General features: G+C 49.8%; 18 protein-coding genes. All 18 read left to right on the top strand.

Features of this window, described 5'->3' with window-relative positions; translation table 11 throughout:
- Positions 1–143: 143 nt before the first annotated feature.
- The 18 genes from AC5TBW_RS05910 to rfbC all read left to right on the top strand — a co-directional run bounded on the left by AC5TBW_RS05910 (position 144) and on the right by rfbC (position 18699).
- Positions 144–1412: a response regulator gene (locus AC5TBW_RS05910; protein ID WP_495511167.1), complete on the top strand. Its 1269-nt coding sequence runs from the start codon at positions 144–146 to the stop codon at positions 1410–1412.
- The gene (locus AC5TBW_RS05915) at positions 1409–2206 is read left to right on the top strand and encodes a sulfite exporter TauE/SafE family protein (RefSeq protein ID WP_495511168.1); all 798 of its coding nucleotides are present in this window, start codon (positions 1409–1411) and stop codon (positions 2204–2206) included. Before AC5TBW_RS05910 ends, AC5TBW_RS05915 begins: the two co-directional genes overlap by 4 nt.
- Before the next feature lie 80 nt (positions 2207–2286).
- Positions 2287–3081, top strand: a complete 795-nt coding sequence (lgt, locus tag AC5TBW_RS05920; protein ID WP_495511169.1) for a prolipoprotein diacylglyceryl transferase — start codon at positions 2287–2289, stop codon at positions 3079–3081.
- Positions 3082–3283: 202 nt separating this feature from the next.
- Positions 3284–4102: a thymidylate synthase gene (locus AC5TBW_RS05925; protein ID WP_495511170.1), complete on the top strand. Its 819-nt coding sequence runs from the start codon at positions 3284–3286 to the stop codon at positions 4100–4102.
- Positions 4099–4638: a dihydrofolate reductase gene (locus AC5TBW_RS05930; RefSeq protein ID WP_495511171.1), complete on the top strand. Its 540-nt coding sequence runs from the start codon at positions 4099–4101 to the stop codon at positions 4636–4638. The genes AC5TBW_RS05925 and AC5TBW_RS05930 overlap by 4 nt, the downstream gene beginning before the upstream one ends.
- A gap of 20 nt (positions 4639–4658) precedes the next feature.
- A complete protein-coding gene (locus tag AC5TBW_RS05935) occupies positions 4659–5495 on the top strand; it encodes a ProQ/FINO family protein (protein ID WP_495511172.1) in 837 nt (278 codons plus the stop codon).
- Positions 5496–5758: 263 nt separating this feature from the next.
- Positions 5759–6832, top strand: coding sequence for a porin (locus tag AC5TBW_RS05940; RefSeq protein ID WP_495511173.1), 1074 nt, complete (start codon positions 5759–5761; stop codon positions 6830–6832).
- 1079 nt (positions 6833–7911) lie between these two features.
- Complete coding sequence (locus tag AC5TBW_RS05945; RefSeq protein WP_495511174.1) at positions 7912–8703, top strand: lipopolysaccharide biosynthesis protein; 792 nt, start codon at positions 7912–7914, stop codon at positions 8701–8703.
- A 122-nt stretch (positions 8704–8825) separates the two neighbouring features.
- The gene (locus AC5TBW_RS05950; protein ID WP_495511175.1) at positions 8826–10061 is read left to right on the top strand and encodes a hypothetical protein; all 1236 of its coding nucleotides are present in this window, start codon (positions 8826–8828) and stop codon (positions 10059–10061) included.
- A complete protein-coding gene (locus AC5TBW_RS05955) occupies positions 10058–10519 on the top strand; it encodes an oligosaccharide biosynthesis protein Alg14 (protein WP_495511176.1) in 462 nt (153 codons plus the stop codon). Before AC5TBW_RS05950 ends, AC5TBW_RS05955 begins: the two co-directional genes overlap by 4 nt.
- On the top strand, positions 10516–11016 hold the full coding sequence (locus tag AC5TBW_RS05960; protein ID WP_495511177.1) for a glycosyltransferase: 501 nt from the start codon (positions 10516–10518) through the stop codon (positions 11014–11016). The genes AC5TBW_RS05955 and AC5TBW_RS05960 overlap by 4 nt, the downstream gene beginning before the upstream one ends.
- 2 nt (positions 11017–11018) lie before the next feature.
- Complete coding sequence (locus tag AC5TBW_RS05965; RefSeq protein ID WP_495511178.1) at positions 11019–12107, top strand: glycosyltransferase family 4 protein; 1089 nt, start codon at positions 11019–11021, stop codon at positions 12105–12107.
- A gap of 44 nt (positions 12108–12151) precedes the next feature.
- Positions 12152–13537 (top strand): undecaprenyl-phosphate glucose phosphotransferase, encoded by a 1386-nt coding sequence (locus AC5TBW_RS05970; RefSeq protein ID WP_495511179.1) that lies wholly within the window; start codon positions 12152–12154, stop codon positions 13535–13537.
- Between the two features lie 120 nt (positions 13538–13657).
- Positions 13658–14920, top strand: a complete 1263-nt coding sequence (locus AC5TBW_RS05975) for an O-antigen ligase family protein (protein WP_495511180.1) — start codon at positions 13658–13660, stop codon at positions 14918–14920.
- Between the two features lie 247 nt (positions 14921–15167).
- The gene (gene rfbB / locus AC5TBW_RS05980) at positions 15168–16226 is read left to right on the top strand and encodes a dTDP-glucose 4,6-dehydratase (RefSeq protein WP_495511181.1); all 1059 of its coding nucleotides are present in this window, start codon (positions 15168–15170) and stop codon (positions 16224–16226) included.
- 110 nt (positions 16227–16336) lie between these two features.
- The gene (gene rfbD, locus AC5TBW_RS05985) at positions 16337–17236 is read left to right on the top strand and encodes a dTDP-4-dehydrorhamnose reductase (RefSeq protein ID WP_495511182.1); all 900 of its coding nucleotides are present in this window, start codon (positions 16337–16339) and stop codon (positions 17234–17236) included.
- A 30-nt stretch (positions 17237–17266) separates the two neighbouring features.
- Positions 17267–18151, top strand: a complete 885-nt coding sequence (rfbA, locus tag AC5TBW_RS05990) for a glucose-1-phosphate thymidylyltransferase RfbA (protein ID WP_495511183.1) — start codon at positions 17267–17269, stop codon at positions 18149–18151.
- A complete protein-coding gene (gene rfbC, locus AC5TBW_RS05995; protein ID WP_495511184.1) occupies positions 18151–18699 on the top strand; it encodes a dTDP-4-dehydrorhamnose 3,5-epimerase in 549 nt (182 codons plus the stop codon). The genes rfbA and rfbC overlap by 1 nt, the downstream gene beginning before the upstream one ends.
- The last annotated feature ends 231 nt before the right edge of the window (positions 18700–18930 follow it).

Genomic DNA, 18930 nt, shown 5'->3' on the forward strand with positions numbered 1-18930 from the left:
AGACGTACACTTATATAAGCATCATGTTTGTAGCATAAAGCATCATCCTAAAAGGTGGGATGGCAGGCATCTGGGCAGCTACTTCTGGGGATTCACTGCGGTCATGTTATCAGCGACCATTTGGCCAAGAGGAAGGCGAGATCATGCAACGCTATCAAAGGGAGCACTTTTGGAACGCCATTGTTTGGCCTCTCCTGTGGCCTCTGCTGCTTGTACAAGCAGCATTGACCGTGCTGTGCCTAGTGGTCGGTGCCATGATGTGGGGGATGTCGCCCAGCTATGCCTCTTGGAGCACCACGCTATGGTTAATGGCGGCACTGCTGATCGGCAGTAGTTTGAATGTCGGCGCCTTTCTTATGCTGGTCAAGGCGCGCGCTCGGCGTAAAGATAACCGCTTTATGCATGAGCTCACTGAGCTTGAACGGCACAGTCAGGCGCTGTGTACCACTGCCGCGCGCTCACTGCCCAAGCATAAATGCGACCCGCCGAGTGCCGCCGATGAATCACATCTCCCGCTACAACGGCTAGCCAGTGTTAACGAAGTGCTCGCAGGTCTTGAGCGCTGCATGAACTGCTCGCAAGTCGCCAGCGCCGCGATCAAGAATGATCGACAGGAGCACGAACAAACGCTGCTAGACGACCTTCAGCATCAGCAGCGCCAGCTTAAACACTTAATAGCCGGGCGTGAAAGAGCCAGAGAAGAGTCACGTCTCAAATCCGGCTACTTAACGCTGCTCCAGCGTGAAACCAATGGTCTGTTTGAGCACCTGGATAGCCTGGCTGAAAAAGAGGTGTCCGATAGTTGTCGGCAGAACATCGCCGATGTACGTGAGCGGCTATCAGATATTCGCGCGTTGCTAGCGAATCTAGTTCAGCAAAGCGCTGCCGATGGTGTTGCCGAAGGAGCTGGAAATGGCGCTGAAAATAGCAGTGTAGACAGCGTTGAGGGGAACGTGGGTAGCGTAGCGGATAGTATGATTCCAAGCAGGGATAGGCCTGCCAGCACCCCACGCAAGTTGCGCGTTTTGGTCGTTGACGACGGGCCGGTGAATTTAATGCTAGCGCGGCAAATGCTGGAAACCCAAGGCCTGCAAGTAGAGGGTGTGAGTAGTGGTGAACAGGCGCTTGAGCGACAGCAGAGCGCCTTCTTTGATCTGGTGTTTATGGACATCTTTATGCCCACCCTGGATGGGCTTGAAACCACCCGGCGCTGGCGTGCGTATGAGCGCAGCCGTGGCAGTGGCCAAAGCGTGCTGGTCGCGCTGACAGCGAATGCCGACAATGCCGGGCGTGATGCCTGCTTAACGGCGGGGATGGATGACCTGCTCGCCAAGCCGTATCAGCCTGAAACGCTCCTCAATATGATTACCCACTGGTTCCCAGGGACGTTGAAAACGGCTCCGCCTGCATGACCATCGTCATTGCGTTAGCGATTTATTTAACCTTAGGCGCAGTCGCAGGCACGATGGCGGGGGTGTTTGGCGTTGGGGGCGGGCTCATTATCGTTCCCGTGCTGGTATTCGCTTTTGGACTACAAAACGTCTCCCCAGACATTATCATGCACCTCGCCATTGGCACCTCTCTGGCCACTATCCTCGTCACCGGATCCTCTTCGGCCCTGGGCCATTTTAGAAAAGGCAGCATTCATCGTGCGTGGTTTAAGGCACTGCTGCCAGGCCTGGTGATGGGCGCCATCGCTGGGGTGTTTGTGGCGGACAATCTGTCGGGCACCTCGCTGGGAACTATGTTTGGCGTCTTTGTTCTACTCATTGCCGCAAAGATGGTGTTCGGTTTAACGCCCAAACCAGGCAGCGTCGCGCCAGGAAAATGGGTAATGGCGCTGGCCGGGGGCGTGATTGGCGGCATCTCCGCGCTTTTTGGGATTGGTGGCGGCGCCATGACGGTACCGTTACTCTCTCGCTGCGGAGCCAGTATGACCCAAGCAGTGGGCACGGCAGCGGCGGTCGGGCTGCCCATCGCGCTCGTAGGTGCGCTGGTGTTTATCGCCGTCGGTTGGGGCAATCCGCTTCTGCCACCCTGGGCAACGGGCTTTGTCATGTGGCCAGCGTTTTTCAGTATCGTTGTCACCAGCGTTCCATTTGCCCGCTTAGGCGTTAAACTTGCTCACGTTTTGCCCGCTCATGTACTACGGCTCTCCTTTGCGCTACTGCTGACGGTGGTAGGAGTGCGTTTTCTCCTCTCCTAGTGCGGCGGTTTTGCTTGTGGCGTGGGTGCCTTCACTGATTCGTATATGAAACTTCCCTTTGGTCAGATTAGAGAGTGTAAATGATTAATTACCCGACGATTGACCCAGTGGCTATCTCCCTAGGGCCGCTGCAAGTCCATTGGTATGGCTTGATGTACGTAGTAGGTTTTGTCGCAGCGTGGTGGCTCGGTTGTCGTCGGGCATCGCGTATCGGCCTTAATAATGATGATATCGGTGATCTCCTCTTTTATTGTGCGATCGGTGTGGTGGCAGGCGGTCGCTTAGGGTATGCGTTGTTCTACGGGCTTGGGCAATGGACAGCCGACCCGCTATGGATCTTCCGCGTATGGGATGGCGGCATGAGCTTTCACGGCGGCCTGCTCGGCGTTCTGCTTGCAGCCTGGATATTTGCCCGCCGTAAACAGTTAGCTTTCTTAACGCTGACGGACTTCATTGCTCCCTTGGTTCCCATCGGTTTGGGCGCAGGGCGCATTGGCAACTTCATTAACCACGAGTTGCCGGGGCGCATCACATCGCTGCCCTGGGGGATGCCTTTTCCCGGCATGGACCCCGAGCCTCGTCATCCATCTGCACTCTATGAAGCGTTGCTGGAAGGTGTCGTGCTGTTCGCCATTCTCTGGTGGGTCTCCGCCAAGCCCACATCACGCGGCTTTCTATCCGGGCTGTTTTTAGTCTGCTACGGCGTTTTCCGTTTCATGGTCGAGTTTGTCCGTATGCCCGATGCCCATATTGGCTATCTTGCGTTTGGCTGGTTCACCATGGGAATGCTGCTAAGCCTCCCCATGATTGCCCTGGGGCTATTCGTTATCGCTTGGTCGCGTTCACAGCCAGTCGATGTAAAAGCCGCAAGCTAAAGTATTGAGGTATCAGGTCAATTTAGTGCCCCGGTTCGTGCATCCACTTGAATTGGTGGGTTTGTAGCGCGTGGTAAGTGAAGCGCACCCGCGAAACCGTGCTGGACTGGGGTGAATATCGTTAACCGGGCGGCACCGCTAGACCAAGCTGCCATGGGGGCCTAGAATAAACCGCTACACCGCCTGTTAATTTGGAAATTCTGTGACTGCTACAACGCCCGCGCTTGAGCAACCCTATTTAGACTTGATGAAAACCGTTTTGGAACATGGCGTTGACCGCCACGACCGCACAGGCGTGGGCACGCGCTCCGTGTTTGGCCATCAAATGCGTTTCGATTTATCGCGTGGTTTTCCGCTCATCACCACCAAAAAACTGCATCTGCGCTCTATCATTCACGAACTCCTATGGTTCCTGAAGGGCGACACCAACATCGCCTACCTAAAAGAGAACGGCGTACGGATATGGGACGAATGGGCAGATGACAACGGCGATCTTGGCCCCGTATACGGCTACCAGTGGCGTAGCTGGCCTGACCCCAATGGCGGCAGCGTTGACCAAATTGCCAAGGTGCTCGAGCAAATTCGCACTTCGCCACAGTCGCGCCGCTTAATTGTTTCCGCCTGGAACCCAGCCCAGGTGGATGAAATGCAGCTACCACCGTGTCACTGCCTGTTCCAGTTTTACGTTGCCGATGGAAAACTGTCTTGCCAGCTCTATCAGCGCAGCGCCGACATTTTCCTCGGCGTACCATTTAACATCGCTAGCTACGCCTTGCTACTGACCATGGTCGCACAGGTGACCGGCCTACAGCCGGGTGAGTTTATCCACACCCTAGGCGATGCGCACTTGTACAGTAATCACCTGGAACAGGCCAAAGAACAGCTTGGGCGCACCCCAAAGGCAGCGCCAAAGCTGGTACTTAACCCACAAATAGACGACCTGTTTGCGTTCCGTTTTGAAGATATTGAAATTGAGGCTTATGAGCCGCACCCGCATATCAAAGCAGAGGTGGCGGTATGAGCCAGCAAAACGATAGCTTCGATTTCCTGGTGCCCGTGGCAATGATTGTTGCCATGGCAAAAAACCGCGTGATTGGTGTAGACGGCAAGTTACCCTGGTACTTGCCTGAAGATTTGAAGTTTTTTAAGCGTATTACCCAGGCAAAGCCACTGGTGATGGGGCGTAAAACGTACGCCTCCATTGGCAAACCGCTACCTAACCGGCTTAATGTAGTGGTTACCCGTAACGCCGAGTTTTCCCACGAAGGCCTACGTGTATGCCACGACCTGCCCGCAGCGCTTGCGCTCGCCGACCAGCACGCCACCATTGAAGCGGCAGAAGAGATCATGGTAATGGGAGGCGGAGAAATCTACCGTCAAGCGCTACCCTTTGCTCAGCGGCTCTACATAACGGAAGTGGACATTGACGTAGAAGGCGACGCTACGTTTCCTGACTTCGACGCCAGCGAATGGCAAGAAGTACAGCGCGTAGCGGGGCAGCCAGCAGAAGGGCAGCCAAGCTACGATTTTGTGGTCTACGAGCGCATCGCCGACTGAAAAGGTCAAAGGAGAAGGCTATGGCCGCCAGCTTAATGAACATGTTGGATGATTTAGAAGCGCGTCTCGAGCGTACACAAGCTGAGCTGCAAGCCCTGCGCGAAGAAAATCAGCGGCTAAAGCAGCAATTGGCGCCGCAAGGTTCCCCAGAGCCAAGCGTGACAAGTCAGGAGGGGGCGACCACAGCTGAGGCCCAAAGCGAAGCAGCGCCTGATCCAGTTGCCCCTAAGGATGATGCGGTTGAGAAAGAAGTGCCCGTTCAAGAAGAGCTAGAGCAACAGACAGGTGAGAAGCATGAGCCAGCGCCAGAAGCACCCGCGCAGCTAACACCTGAATCAGGGCATAAAGAACAAAACGCGCCTGCTGAATTGGCGGATACAGTGCAAACGGATGAGTCTGCCCAGCCACCTTCGCCGCATGCGCTGCTTAATCAATGGTATGAACGCTACCCACAAGCGTTTTTTAAAGGCCATACCAAGCCACTCAAAGTAGGTATCCACCAAGACTTGGCCGAGCGTGAAGAGTGGTCCAATAAGCTCATTCGTCGCGCATTGGCCAACTACGTAAACCTTCCGCGCTATATAAAAGCGGTGCGTGTGGGAGCCGAACGGGTAGATTTAGACGGAAAGCCTGCTGGCAAGGTCGATAAAGAAGCCGCTCAGCATGCATCAGAAAAACGCGGCGAAAAGAAAGAGATCGAATCGCCTAAAAAGGCTCAAACCAAACCGAAGACAGCCACCCCAAAACCGCGTGAAGTGCTGGCAGAGCAGGCTGAGAAGGAAAAAAGCGAATCGCATAAGCCGCTTAGCTTGGAAGACAAGTTGTTAGGCCTACAGCAGAAATTCAAAAGCCGCTGAGACCGGGACGGGGCGCAGGGGTTCCATAAAAAAGTGCAAATAGTAAAGAAACACTGTTTTTTTCTATTGCGTTCCCTGGAATCCCAGTATAGAGTTTGTCCTGCGAGCATTGGACTATAACAAGGCTTAGTTGAGGACATGCCGCATACCACCGGGAAAAACCGGGGATGGAAAAAGAGCATGGCCCGCAAAAGCCACCTGCCGACTTATTAAGAGTCGAGCAGCAACGATCGAAACAGTATACGAGTTAAGGAACTTACATCATGAAAAAAACACTTTTAGCGACTGCTATCGTTGGCGCCTTGGGTGCCTCAGCTGCAGCACAAGCTGCAACTGTATATGACCAAGACGGCACCAAACTGGACGTCTATGGTCGTATCGCAATGGGTATCGCTGGCGGCGGCCCTGAGTACAACGGTGCCAACGAAGAAATCAATAACGACGCTGAATTTGTAAACGTTTATTCACGTCTTGGTCTGCGCATGAGCCACGACGTCTCTCGTGACCTGACCGCTTTTGGTCGTGTTGAGTGGCGTTTCAACGGTGATGAGAACGACACTGACAGTGGCTTCAGCGAAGTTCGTCAGAGCTACTTGGGTGTGCAGAGCGACCAGTTCGGTACGTTCCAAGCCGGTAACTTCGATAGCTTCTACAACCAGTTCGTTTCACTGCCGTTCGATGTTTACATCGACCGTGGTCTGGAATTCGCTGGTCACCGCAAGCAGTCGCGTGGCGACTCTATCGGTTACTACACGCCTGACCTGAGCGGTTTCACTGCCTTCTTGCAACTAAAGCACTACAGTGAGCGTGGCCTGACTGAAGCTCAGCAAAGTGAAGAAGGTTCAGTTATTGCACCGCAAGGTGGTGTTCGTTACGCACAAGGCCCGATCACCATTGGTCTGGGTTTTGTTGAAGACGTAGCACGCGTTGATGAAAACAGCGGCGGCAACGGTGGCGGCAATGGCGAAATGCTGTACGGCCTGATCGGTTCTTACGACTTCACTGACCAGTTCTCTGCGCGCCTGGGCTATGAAACTCGTGACGACAACGACATTCGTGGCGGTGGCTTTGACACCGTTGGCCTAGGTGGTACTTTCACCACTGGTCCTTGGGCATTTACAGCTGACGTTTACGACGTAAGCCCTGATAATGACGATAGCCGCACTTCTTGGGCCCTGGGTTCTTACTACAACGTCTCCAGCAACTTTGACGTGTTCCTAGAGCTGCAGCAAGCTGACCAGCAGTCAATCAACGTTACTGTTGATGGCCTAGATTCAGACATCACTGCTGACGGCGACGACATGTACTACCTGACTGGCGCACGTTACCACTTCTAAGCTTGGTTTAAATACCACGCTTAAAGGGTAAGCTGCCTAGCAGAACCAATAGAACCGGCCTCTAATGAGGCCGGTTTTTTTTGATTGGCTGTTTTTAATTGCGTGTATTTCTTAGCTAATTGACCTATGAATTAAAGGCCTAAGAGCATTTGAAAGAAAAACCACTCCATTTTAAATGTTACTTAATAACCTAAAGATAGGTATGTGAATCGATGGCATTACTTGTATGTGATAGGTTTTGGCGCGGTGGAAAACGTAGGGCGTGGCGGCGGTAACGGCGAAATGCTCTGTGGCCTGATGGAGCATATGGTCAATTCACCATGCGCTTAGGTGCTGAAGCGCAAGTCAACAGTGAAAGCTACGCGGGGGGTTAGAGACTCTTGGCCTAGGCGGTACCAATGCCATTGGGCAGAGTGGTCCTTTACAGCAAACTACTACAACGTAGAGCGTGACGAGAGCGAAGAGAGCAATGCCTGGGCAGTGGGGGCGTATTACAAGTTCTCCAGCGCATTTGATGTATTGTAGGAGCTAGCCGATGGTGATGCTCCAAATGTGCGACAGGAGAGCACTGCTGAAAGAATATATTGGCTGACTGGGGTACGCTATCATTTTTAAAGACACATTAGTGTAGAAGAGCGCAAGGCATAAAAATTCGAGCTCGTGATTTAAGACGTCCTCATCAAAAGGTGAAGGCGTTTTTTGGTAAATAACTTTTCTGCTATTAGCAGATTATCTCCAACTCCTTTCTCTAGTAATGGCTAGGGTGCATGGCTATGAATAAGTGGCGTTACATAAGTACATCCAAGCGGTATGATGACGGCCACTTTGCGGCATATAGTGGTTATCGAAATGGTGTAATTTAGCCTGTATGGGGTATAGAGGGCGGAGACCAAAGTATGCATATGAGCAAACATGGTAGAATTGACTCGCTCACTACTTAAGAGGAACTGGATATGGGGTCGAGCATGGAGAAAGTCACAGTAAAGCACTAGGGAGAGATTTGAAAATAATAACTAATACGCACTAAGTAAGAAAGACACGAGGCATATCACTGGCAGGTAGTATACGGAGAGAGAGTAATGAGGGATGTAAATAATCAACGTGAGGATGCCTTTAATAGGGCAGAAGATATAGGGCTCGCCGAGTTCGTTGTGTTGCTTTTAAAGCAGTGGAGAGTCATGGTGCTTACTATTTTTGTGGTAGTAGGCATAACAGCAATACTCATGTTTGCCAAGCCAGTAACTTATGATTATTCGACAATGTATGGTGTTGCTTCTTTTGAGACGACGGAAGGTCTAAAGCGTGGTGTTGAAACGCCAGAGGAAGTGATTGCTAAAATAGAAAATATTTTTCTTGAACAAGAGCGTCGCTCAATATTGACTGAAAGCGATACAGCTAGCTTACCTTTTGAAATGAATATTAGTAATCCAGATAATACGCTGTTGATAAGAATCACCAGTGTTGCCAGTGATGAACATCAGCCTTTGATTGAGCGCTTTCACAATGGGTTAGTAGCTGCATTAAAAGAAGACCAATCGAATCTTGTAGAAACATTGAGGCATAGCCTAGAGCAACAGCATGAAGCTTACTCTGAAGCATTGTCAGTTGCTCAGGAATCCTCGAGTGAAAGTGCAAGTGAACTCACTGCAAATTATCTAGAAAGAGTCTTTTTATTAGAACGACGTTTAGAGTCTATAAGTGAGGGTGACTCTGCACAGGTAGCGGTTAGAAGCCTAGAGCCAGTAGGTATTAGCAATAGTTTCATTTTGGCAGTAGGATTGATTCTGGCGATTATACTCGCACCTATGTTCGCTATGATTAGCATTTTTGTTAGAAAGGTAATTAATATTTTTAGAGAAAATAAGGTTTAATATTTTAAATATTCATATCTCGATCTATTTCAATCAATGTTCTGTTGGTTGAAATAGGTTGTTTTAAATGATTTTTAGGTATTGGCTAAACCAGTCAACAATGAATATGCTCGGGGCCATAAATGGATATTAGTCTTAAAAAATGCCTAAATATAATGGTTTTATGTTTTCTATTTCTTTGGCCTATTGTGGATACACTTAATGGATATCTGTATTATAGTAGCGCTTCTTTACCGAGTGTTTCAGCGCCTTATAAATCGCTAGGGTTTATTGGATTGGTCGTCCTTTTGTTAGTTTACAATGTTACTTTGTTTTTCAGGTTGTTTGTTTTTTCAGTCTTGTCAATAATCTGTATTGTTTATCACTATGTTGCATACGGGGGCGTTCTAGAAAGTATTACTTGGCTTGTGCGTGCATTATTAACAATAACACTGATTTTTTATATTATTGACGAAAATAAACGTAGTCATTTTTGGAGTAAAAGTAGGCTGGCTCAACTGATGCTGTTTTATTTTATGGTCATGGCATTTAATGTGTGTTTAGGGGTGTTTGGTGTAGGTGAATCGCAATACGCTGGCGGTATCGGTGGTAAGGGTTTTATTATTGCAGGTAATGAGATGAGTTACCTTATGCTTGTTTCTGCAAGTATAGTGCTAGTTCACTTGGCAGGCCGTTTCGGGTTTATCGGCTTATCAGTCATTTTTATTGCTTTATTGGTATTCTTTTTGATGAAGGCCACAAAAGTAGCAATATTAGGAATATGCTTATCCTATCTGTTTGTTTTAGTTCATCGTGGTTATTTTAAAGTAAAATATATTCCTACCCTCTATACTCTTTCTTTAATAGGTAGTGTTGTTGTAGCAATCTTAGGCTACCAATTCGCGATAGCGACGGGCTTGCTGGACAGAGTGGTCTATTTATATAGCTTACATGGTGGTTTGTGGGGGGCCTTGCTAAGCGGTCGAGTAACCTTTTTACAAGAGGCATTCAACGAATTGGTAGTTGGTTTTGGCTTCTATGACGTGCTCCTGGGCGTAGGCGTAGACCACATGGTAATAACGAAAGACCTATTGGTTGAAATCGATATAATTGACGTGTTCATGGCGTTTGGAATTGCTGGGCCATTGATATTTTATTTTCCATGGTTGCTAGGGTTTGTCTGGTCGTTCGAATTGCTCAAAGCGTGCCCTAGGAGCGGAGTCTGCTTTCTGTTCTTAACATTTATGTTTGTAGGGGTCAGCGTTACCGGTGGGCATGTAGTCAATTCAGGTATCGCATCCAGCGCGACAGCATTCTATATAAGTTATCTTTATTTGCTCAAAGAAGAGCAGAAAAAATTGCAGGGAGTAGAAGTATGAAAATTCTAATGGTGGCCTCTTTTGGAGGGCATTTTATACAGCTTAGACGCCTACATAGCCAGATTGTAAGTGAAGCTAAAAAAGAAGAGACATGCTTTAAATTTGCAACCACGGAAAAAGCAGTAGCTGTCGATAATGATGAAGCTCTCTATTTTCCCAATGTTCATCGCGGTAGCGGAGTGAAGGACATAGCCTCGGTTATCGGTAAAGCTTATAAGCTTTTGAAGATCACACAGCCGGATGCTGTGATATCAACGGGAGCACTTCCCGGTTTAATTGTATGCTTTATAGCAAAGCTGGCAGGCAAAAAAGTTATTTGGGTAGACAGTATGGCTAACTATCAAAAACTCTCTTTCTCAGGACGTATAGCAAAGTATTTTTGTAACGTTTGTCTTACACAATGGGAACACCTGGCTGACAACGATAAGCGTGTTACTTATTGGGGAAAGGTTCTATGATTTTTATTACGGTAGGCACTCAGTTACCTTTCGATCGCCTGTTAGAGTATTTTGCTGAATGGCAAAATCAGACGGGGTATTCTGAAAAAATGGTCGCTCAAGTAGGAAAAGGAAGCCAGTTTGTAAATTCACAAATTGAACTGGTTGAGACGTTAACCAGCGAGCAATACTACCAATTATTTTCCGAAGCGGACGGAATAGTGTCTCACGCAGGCATGGGCAGTATTCTTTCCTGCCTGGACTACGCTAAAAAAGGTGTCTTCTTGCCTCGCCAATACGCTTTGGGTGAGCACCGTAACGATCATCAGCTAGACACCGCCAATGCGTTTAAAGATAAATATCCAACGCTCACTTTCTGTACAGATAAAAATAATTTTTTCGAGGCAATGAATCAATTAATGTCTCATGAAAGTATTGCAACAGCATCGGAGGCTCCCCAACATAAAAATCAGCTTGGCCAGAATATTGTGGCCTATTTTGGCTTGAATGGGAGATGAGGGTGACACAATTACTGCTTTGGTCAAACATGTATCCAACGCGTTCGGCACCTTATTACGGTACCTTCGTGCGCTCTACGGAGCAGGCGTGGAGAAATGCATTAGGTACTGAAAACGTTAAGTTGGTCACTATCCGTGACAAGCCAACCAGTATCTTTAAAAAAGTTTTTTTTTACACGGAGCTACTGGTCAAGTGCTTTATGTCACTTTTTCAGATGCCTAAAAAATCAATTCTTGAAATCCATTATCCAGTTTATTTTTTGCCAGTATTATTATTGGCTAAAGTGTTTAAGCGTGAGCTGTTTTTAGTGTTGCGTTTTCACGGTAATGATTTAAAGCAGCTGACTAATTCCAAGCTGTTTATGAGTTTATTTCGTCGTATACAGGATCAGGTTGATCTATATGTCGTTCCTTCCGATTTTTATAGGAAAAGAGTCAGTCAAGAGTTAAACATTCCAATTGATAAGGTGATCAAAGTATTTCCTGATTGTGTAGGTGAAAAATTCAGCGATAAATCGCTAAACGACCCTGCCAATCACGACGATAGTTTTGTATTAGGGTTTGTTTCAAGGTTAGAGCCTAAGAAAAATTGCCATGAACTCATTGAGGCGTTTGCAAAATTAAATATTCCGAATGCTCGACTCGTGGTAGCAGGCGGAGGCTCGCAGCGTAATCATTTAGAAGCGCTGGCAGAACAGCTAGACGTATCTGATTCGGTAACGTTTTTAGGTGCTGTCCCACGTGACGATTTACCCAATATTATGTCGCATTTTTCGGTGTTTATTTTCCCCTCAATCTACGAAACAGAGAGCTTTGGTTTGGTCGCATTGGAAGCCTTGGCCTGCGGTGCCCCGGTTATTGCCAATGCCAACCTGGAAGCAGCCTCGGAGTACCTGGAGGTTGACCATAACGGTTACTTTTATAGCGGGGGAGTTGATGGGCTTTGCCTGGCTATTGAGTCATTTTATGCCTTGCCTGAAGCCAAAAAATCCGAGCTCGCTGCCAATGCGCGTAAAGTGGTGGAGCGATTTGATTATCAGCATGTATTTACCCAAGGCGTGGAAAAAATCCTAAGCTGTAGAGAAGGGTAACAAGGAGTATTCATGAGCATGATGCTGAATAGAGGTAAGTGGTAATGGGTAAGTCAAAGACAATGACGTTCTCTGAGCGTTACCCACCTCAGGTGGTGTTTCCCTTTTTTGATGTGTTCGCTATTTTTCTGGGTGGGTGGCTGGCCTACACGCTCCGTTTCGATGTTGTTGAGCTACATGAGCGGTACGTACTGGCTATCATCTGCATTGCGCTTCTCGTGCTGGTAATTAACAGCATGACAGGTAGTTACCGCCGTTGGCGGATTGTTCCGGTCTACCACATGCTGGGTAAATTAATGTTGGTGTGGGCAGCGGTGGGTATCACTGCGGCCTCTTTGATCTTTTTTGCTCATGCGGCAGGACGCTACTCTCGCCTCTGGATAGGAATGACGCTGGTCATCTCTTTTTTGATGGCGGGTGGTGCACGGTTGCTGGTTCAACTAGGCCTGCAGCACATCAGGGTGCGAGGAGGAGCAAGGCGCCCCGTTTTCCTGGTAGGCCCCGGGCAAAATGTACTAAATGTTGCTAAAGGCATACGTAGAGCAGCGTGGGAAGGGCATACCATTGCAGGGGTGGAGCGGTTAAAAGGACAGCCCAGTGATGAAAGTGTTGAGCGAATTGTGCGCCGCATTATTCATTCGCAAGCACGTGAGATTTGGATATGTGTACCATTAGAAATGGGGGAAACAGTCCGCCTGCTATTTTATGCCCTGCGTAATCATACCGCTGAAGTACGCTTCATCCCGGATTTCCAGGACATGCATCTCCTTAATCACAGGATGAGTGAAGTAGCGGATCACTACGCGATTGATCTCAGTGTTACCCCTATGAGCGGAATGTCGCGATTTTTGAAGCGCTCTGAAGATATTGTCATTGGCTCTCTCATATCGTTGCTGATTTTGCCGGTATGTCTCGCTATTGCAATAGCAATAAAGGTGAATTCGCCTGGACCGGTGTTATTTAAGCAGTATCGTGAAGGATCAAATGGACGCTGTTTCAAGGTCTATAAATTCCGTTCTATGCACGTGCACAGAGAAGAGAGTGGTCAGGTTACCCAGGCAAAAAAGAATGATAGCCGTATCACTCCAATAGGTGCCTTTTTGAGGCGCACCTCATTAGATGAATTACCCCAGTTCTACAACGTTCTTCAAGGTCGTATGTCTATTGTTGGACCACGTCCTCATGCGTTAGCGCACAACGATCAATACAAAAAACTGGTCGAATCTTACATGCGCCGACACAAGGTAAAACCTGGTATTACGGGGTGGGCGCAAGTGAATGGGTTACGAGGTGAAACCGACACGCTCCACAAAATGCAGCGCCGGGTAGAACATGATCTTTGGTATATTGATAACTGGTCGTTTTGGTTGGATCTAAAAATTATCTTTTTGACTATTTTTAAAGGATTTATCAATAAAAACGCATATTGAGCTCGTCATCTCAGACGGCATTTTGATACCTAAACTGACAAAGTTAGTGTGGTAGCATATCCCGCTTTATGCGCTAGGCACGGTTGCTCAGCACTGAATGGCTAACAGGATGCTGTCTGGATGTTTTTTCCCTCTCCTTCTCCGACTACCCAAGTGGACGCTACGGCCAAAAAAAGCTGGTTAACGAGCTTGGCCGTTTTCCTGTTCGGCGCCATCGCACTTGTGGTGCCAAGTGGCTACTCTTTTGGCGCCTCGATACTCATGTTGGCAGGGTTAGTTTTGCTCGTTAGCGGGCGCTTACCTTCACTCTCAAAAGAAGATGGTTGGGTCATAGGGGCACTTATAGCCTATGCGACCGTCTCAATAGCAGAGGTGTGGTGGGACGCCCAGGGGAGCCGCGGCCTTGATAAACCCATCCGGTTTATATTAGCCATACCTGCACTATTGTGGGTAATGCGGTACCCGCCTAGGTTCGCTTTTCTATGGAGTGGTTTCGCGTTCGGCGCAATAGCGACAGCCGGCTGGGCCAGCTGGCAAAAATTTGTTGAAGGTGCCTGGCGGGCGGGCGGCTACACCCAAGTGATCCAGTTTGGCAATCTCAGTATGTTACTAGGTGTGCTCTGCTTGGCCGGGCTTGGATGGGCCGCCGTTCAGAATAGGCGGAACATGTGGGTAATCATTCTGTTACTCGGCGCGTTGGCAGGTATTCTAGGCTCGGTGTTATCTGGCAGCCGAGGTGGTTGGGTAGGATTTCCAATTGTCTTATTGGTGCTCTTTCGCGCTTATGGAAACAGCTGCACCACGTGGTTAAAGATACTCATTGTTAGCGTCATTGTGGCAGGTGCATTGACCGTGTACGCACTACCTCAATCTGGCGTTCAGTACAGAGTCCATCAGGCTATCAATGAAATAAGCCTGTATGTGTCAGAACAGGATAGTAGCACCTCGGTAGGGGCGCGTTTTGAAATGTGGCGGGGGGCTGCAAATCTCATACAGCAAAAACCACTTTTTGGCTGGGGAGAGAACGGTTATCAGCAAGGCATGGCAGAACTGACTGAAAATAATGTCATCCATAGCAATGTATTAGAATATAGCCACGCACATAATGAATTCATCGATACCTTTGCCAAGCGCGGCCTCATTGGGCTTGCTGTGCTTTCACTACTTTATCTGGTGCCGTTGAGATTGTTTGGTGAGTATTTGAGGCATGCCAATTTGGAAGTACGCTCGGTGGCGGCAGCTGGTGCCTTGCTTCCCGTCACCTTTATTGATTTCGGGCTAACTCAGGTCTTTTTAGGCCACAATAGCGGGGTTATGATGTATGCCTTTTTGCTGGCAATCTTATGGGGCATTCACTCCGCGCACCGCAGGCAGTTAACCTAGAATGCTAGAGCTTGATAATGCTTAGAATGTTTTCCAAAGCACTATTACGCTTGCGCGAATGTATATAAACAGCCGTCCATTAAAAATGGTCGGCTGTTTAATTAGAAAAGCTCAACTCTATCGAGAGGCTGTAGCTCTTCATGATGTGGAGTAGCCGTTTTACTCAGAGGCTATATAACAATTTATCGAAGCGACTGCTTAAAAATTAGTTGATTTACATTAAGAATTTCCTATCAAGGTAGTTTCAATGAATATCTTAGTAACAGGTGGCGCAGGGTTTATCGGTTCAGCGGTGATCCGCTACCTGATTGAGGAGACCGAACACGCGGTGGTGAATGTCGATGCATTGACCTACGCCGGTAATTTAGAGTCGCTCACATCGGTGGAGAGCAGCGAACGCTACACCTTTGAAAAGGCCGATATTTGCGATGCCGACAGCATGGGGGCTATTTTCGAGCGCCACCAGCCAGATGCCATGATGCACTTGGCCGCAGAGTCCCACGTAGACCGCTCCATTGATGGTCCTGCCGCGTTTATTCAAACCAATATTGTCGGCACCTACACGCTGCTGGAGGCGGTTCGTCACTACTGGAAAGGCCTGCAAGCAAGCGCCCCTGGAAAAGCCAGCGCTTTCCGCTTCCACCATATCTCGACCGATGAAGTGTACGGCGATCTGGAAGGCCCGGAAGACCTGTTTACCGAAGAAACCCCCTACGCCCCCAGCTCGCCTTATTCCGCCAGTAAGGCAAGCTCAGACCATCTGGTTCGCGCATGGCACCGTACTTACGGTCTGCCGATACTGGTCACCAACTGCTCTAACAACTACGGCCCTTACCACTTCCCTGAAAAACTCATCCCGCTGATGATCCTGAACGCCCTGGCGGGCAAGCCACTGCCGGTGTACGGCAATGGCCAGCAGGTACGCGACTGGCTATATGTAGAAGACCACGCCCGCGCTCTGGTCAAAGTCGTCACGGAAGGCGTTATCGGCGAAACCTATAACATCGGTGGGCATAACGAGAAGGCAAACCTTGAAGTGGTCGAAACGCTATGCGACCTGTTGCAGGAGTTGGTGCCAGCGGAAAGTAACTACCGCGATTTAATTACGTTCGTACAAGACCGCCCAGGCCACGACCTACGCTACGCCATCGACGCCAGCAAGATCGAACGCGAGCTAGGCTGGAAACCACAAGAAACCTTCGAGACCGGGCTTCGCAAAACCGTTCAGTGGTACCTCTCTAATGAATCCTGGTGGAAACGCGTTCAAGACGGCAGCTACCAGGGCCAACGACTAGGCAGTTTGTAAGAGGTAAGGCACAAATTCGTAGCGTGTGGTAAGCGGAGCGCACCCGCGGGTGCAGCGCGGAGCGGTGCTAAATGCATGAGTCTCCCACGCGCTCTATAAAAGGATTTCCAATGAACATCTTAATTACCGGCGGCAACGGTCAGGTGGGCTTTGAATTACGTCGTCAATTGGCAACGCTGGGTGAAATTCTAGCGCCCAATCGCGCTAAGTTAGATCTGGCTGACACCGGTGCAGTTAGTGCTTACCTAAACCAACACCAGCCAGACTTAATCGTTAACGCGGCAGCCTACACCGCCGTCGATAACGCCGAATCCGACCAGGCAATGGCAACGCGTCTAAACGCTGAGCTGCCAGCTCAGTTGGCGGAATACTGCCAGCAGCGGGGCGGTTGGCTAATCCATTACTCCTCGGATTATGTCTACAGCGGCGAAGGCGCCGCTCCCTGGCAGGAAAACGATGCCACCGGGCCATGCAATGCTTACGGCGCGACCAAGCTAGCCGGTGATGAGGCGGTGGCCAATAGCGGCTGTAAATACCTGGTTTTTCGCACTAGCTGGGTTTACAGCGCATTTGGCAAAAGTTTTTTAGGTACCATGCTACGGCTAGGGGCTGAGCGCTCAGCATTAAGCATTGTGAGTGACCAAATTGGTGCGCCCACTCCTGCACGCCTGATTGCACTCGTCACCCAGCAGGCGTTAGCAACGATGAATAACACGAAAACCGCCAACGACCTGGCAAGTGGTGTGTATCATCTCGCCCCAACGGGCGAAACCAGCTGGCACGGGTTTGCCTGTGAGATATTCCAGTTAGCCAAACAGGCCGGATTGCCGATGGCGATTATCCCAGAACGCGTCGCGGCCATCCCCACAGCAGAGTACCCAACTCCGGCTGCCCGCCCACTGAATTCTCGGCTAGCCGTGGATAAGATAGAAACAGCATTAGGAATTCAAATGCCCAGTTGGCAACAGCAGTTGGCGCTTACCGTGGAAGAAATAGCAAGCTCGCGTTAGTGGTCGAGCAAGGAGCAAGGAGCAACAACGATGCAACGTAAAGGCATAATTTTAGCGGGAGGCAGCGGCACCCGCCTGCACCCCATCACGCGCGGCGTTTCCAAACAGCTACTGCCAATTTACGACAAGCCGATGATCTATTATCCCATCTCGGTATTGATGCTGGCAGGTATTCGCGAAATCCTGATTATCTCCACGCCGGAAGACCTGCCCCAATACGAAAACCTGCTCGGCAATGGTGACTCCTTCGGTGTGCGCTTTGAGTACGCTATACAGCCCAGCCCCGATGGGCTCGCCCAAGCGTTCCTCATTGGCGAAGAGTTCATTGGCGATGCACCGGTCTGCCTAGTATTGGGAGACAACATCTTCCACGGCCAGCACTTCTCAGACCAGCTCAAGCGTGCTTATGCCCAGGCAAGCGGCGCCACAGTGTTTGGTTATCTGGTCAAAGACCCGGAACGCTTTGGCGTAGTGGAGTTTGATGAAGATGGCACCGCCGTCTCCATTGAAGAGAAACCCGCCAAGCCCAAATCACCGTATGCGGTGACCGGCCTCTACTTCTACGACAACGACGTAGTGGAAATCGCCCGCCAAGTGAAACCCTCCGAGCGCGGCGAGCTGGAAATCACCAGCGTCAACAACGCCTATCTAGAGCGCGGCGACCTGCGCGTTGAACGGTTAGGGCGCGGCTTTGCGTGGCTGGATACCGGCACCCACGACAGCCTGCTGGAAGCCAGCCAGTACGTGCAAACCATCGAACACCGCCAAGGCCTGAAAGTCGCCTGCCTGGAAGAGATCGCCTGGCAGCAAGGCTGGCTAACTGATAAAGAGCTGCGCGAAAGCGCTAACGCCCTGGCCAAAACCGGCTACGGCCAATACCTGCTACACCGTCTAGATGCGAAAGGAGGCCACTAATGCTCGTTGAAAAAACCTCCCTGGCCGAGGTGGTGATCTTAACCCCCAAGGTATTCGGCGATGAGCGCGGCTTCTTCATGGAAAGCTTCAACCAACAGGCGTTCGAAGACGCCACTGGCTGTAAGCGCAACTTCGTGCAAGACAACCACTCCCGCTCCCGCCAGGGCGTGCTGCGCGGCATTCACTACCAGTTGGAACAGCCCCAGGGCAAACTGGTGCGTGTCGTGCACGGCAGCGTATGGGATGTTGCCGTCGATTTACGCCGCGATTCTGCGCAGTTCGGCCAGTGGGTAGGGGTCGAGCTCTCTGCTGAAAATAATCGCCAGCTGTGGGTACCCGAAGGCTTTGGGCACGCCTTTGTAGTGATGTCTGAAACGGCTGACTTTCTCTATAAGACAACCGATTTCTACCACCCGGCATCTGAGCGCTGCATTCGCTTTGACGACCCGGAACTAGGTATCGAATGGCCCGTACTGCCGGTGCCGTTTGCGCTTTCTGAAAAAGACCAAGCGGGCAGTGCCTTCGCGTCAGCGGATGTATACAGCTAGTCGTAATCGCTATCGCTAACAAGCGGAAAGGCGCATTATGCCCACGCCACGCTGGCTTGCCAGTGTGGCGTTTTTTATACCTGTTTATTCATACCTTTTTGTTTGTACTTTTTATATTCCTCTGCGCTCACGCCGTTAAGCTGATGAAAACTAACCTTTTCAACTCGTAAGTTAAATTAGCGAGTTGTACAAGAGTTGTCGATGTAGAGGCGACAACGGTATTCCCCTACA

This window comes from Vreelandella sp. ssv, from assembly GCF_059448525.1.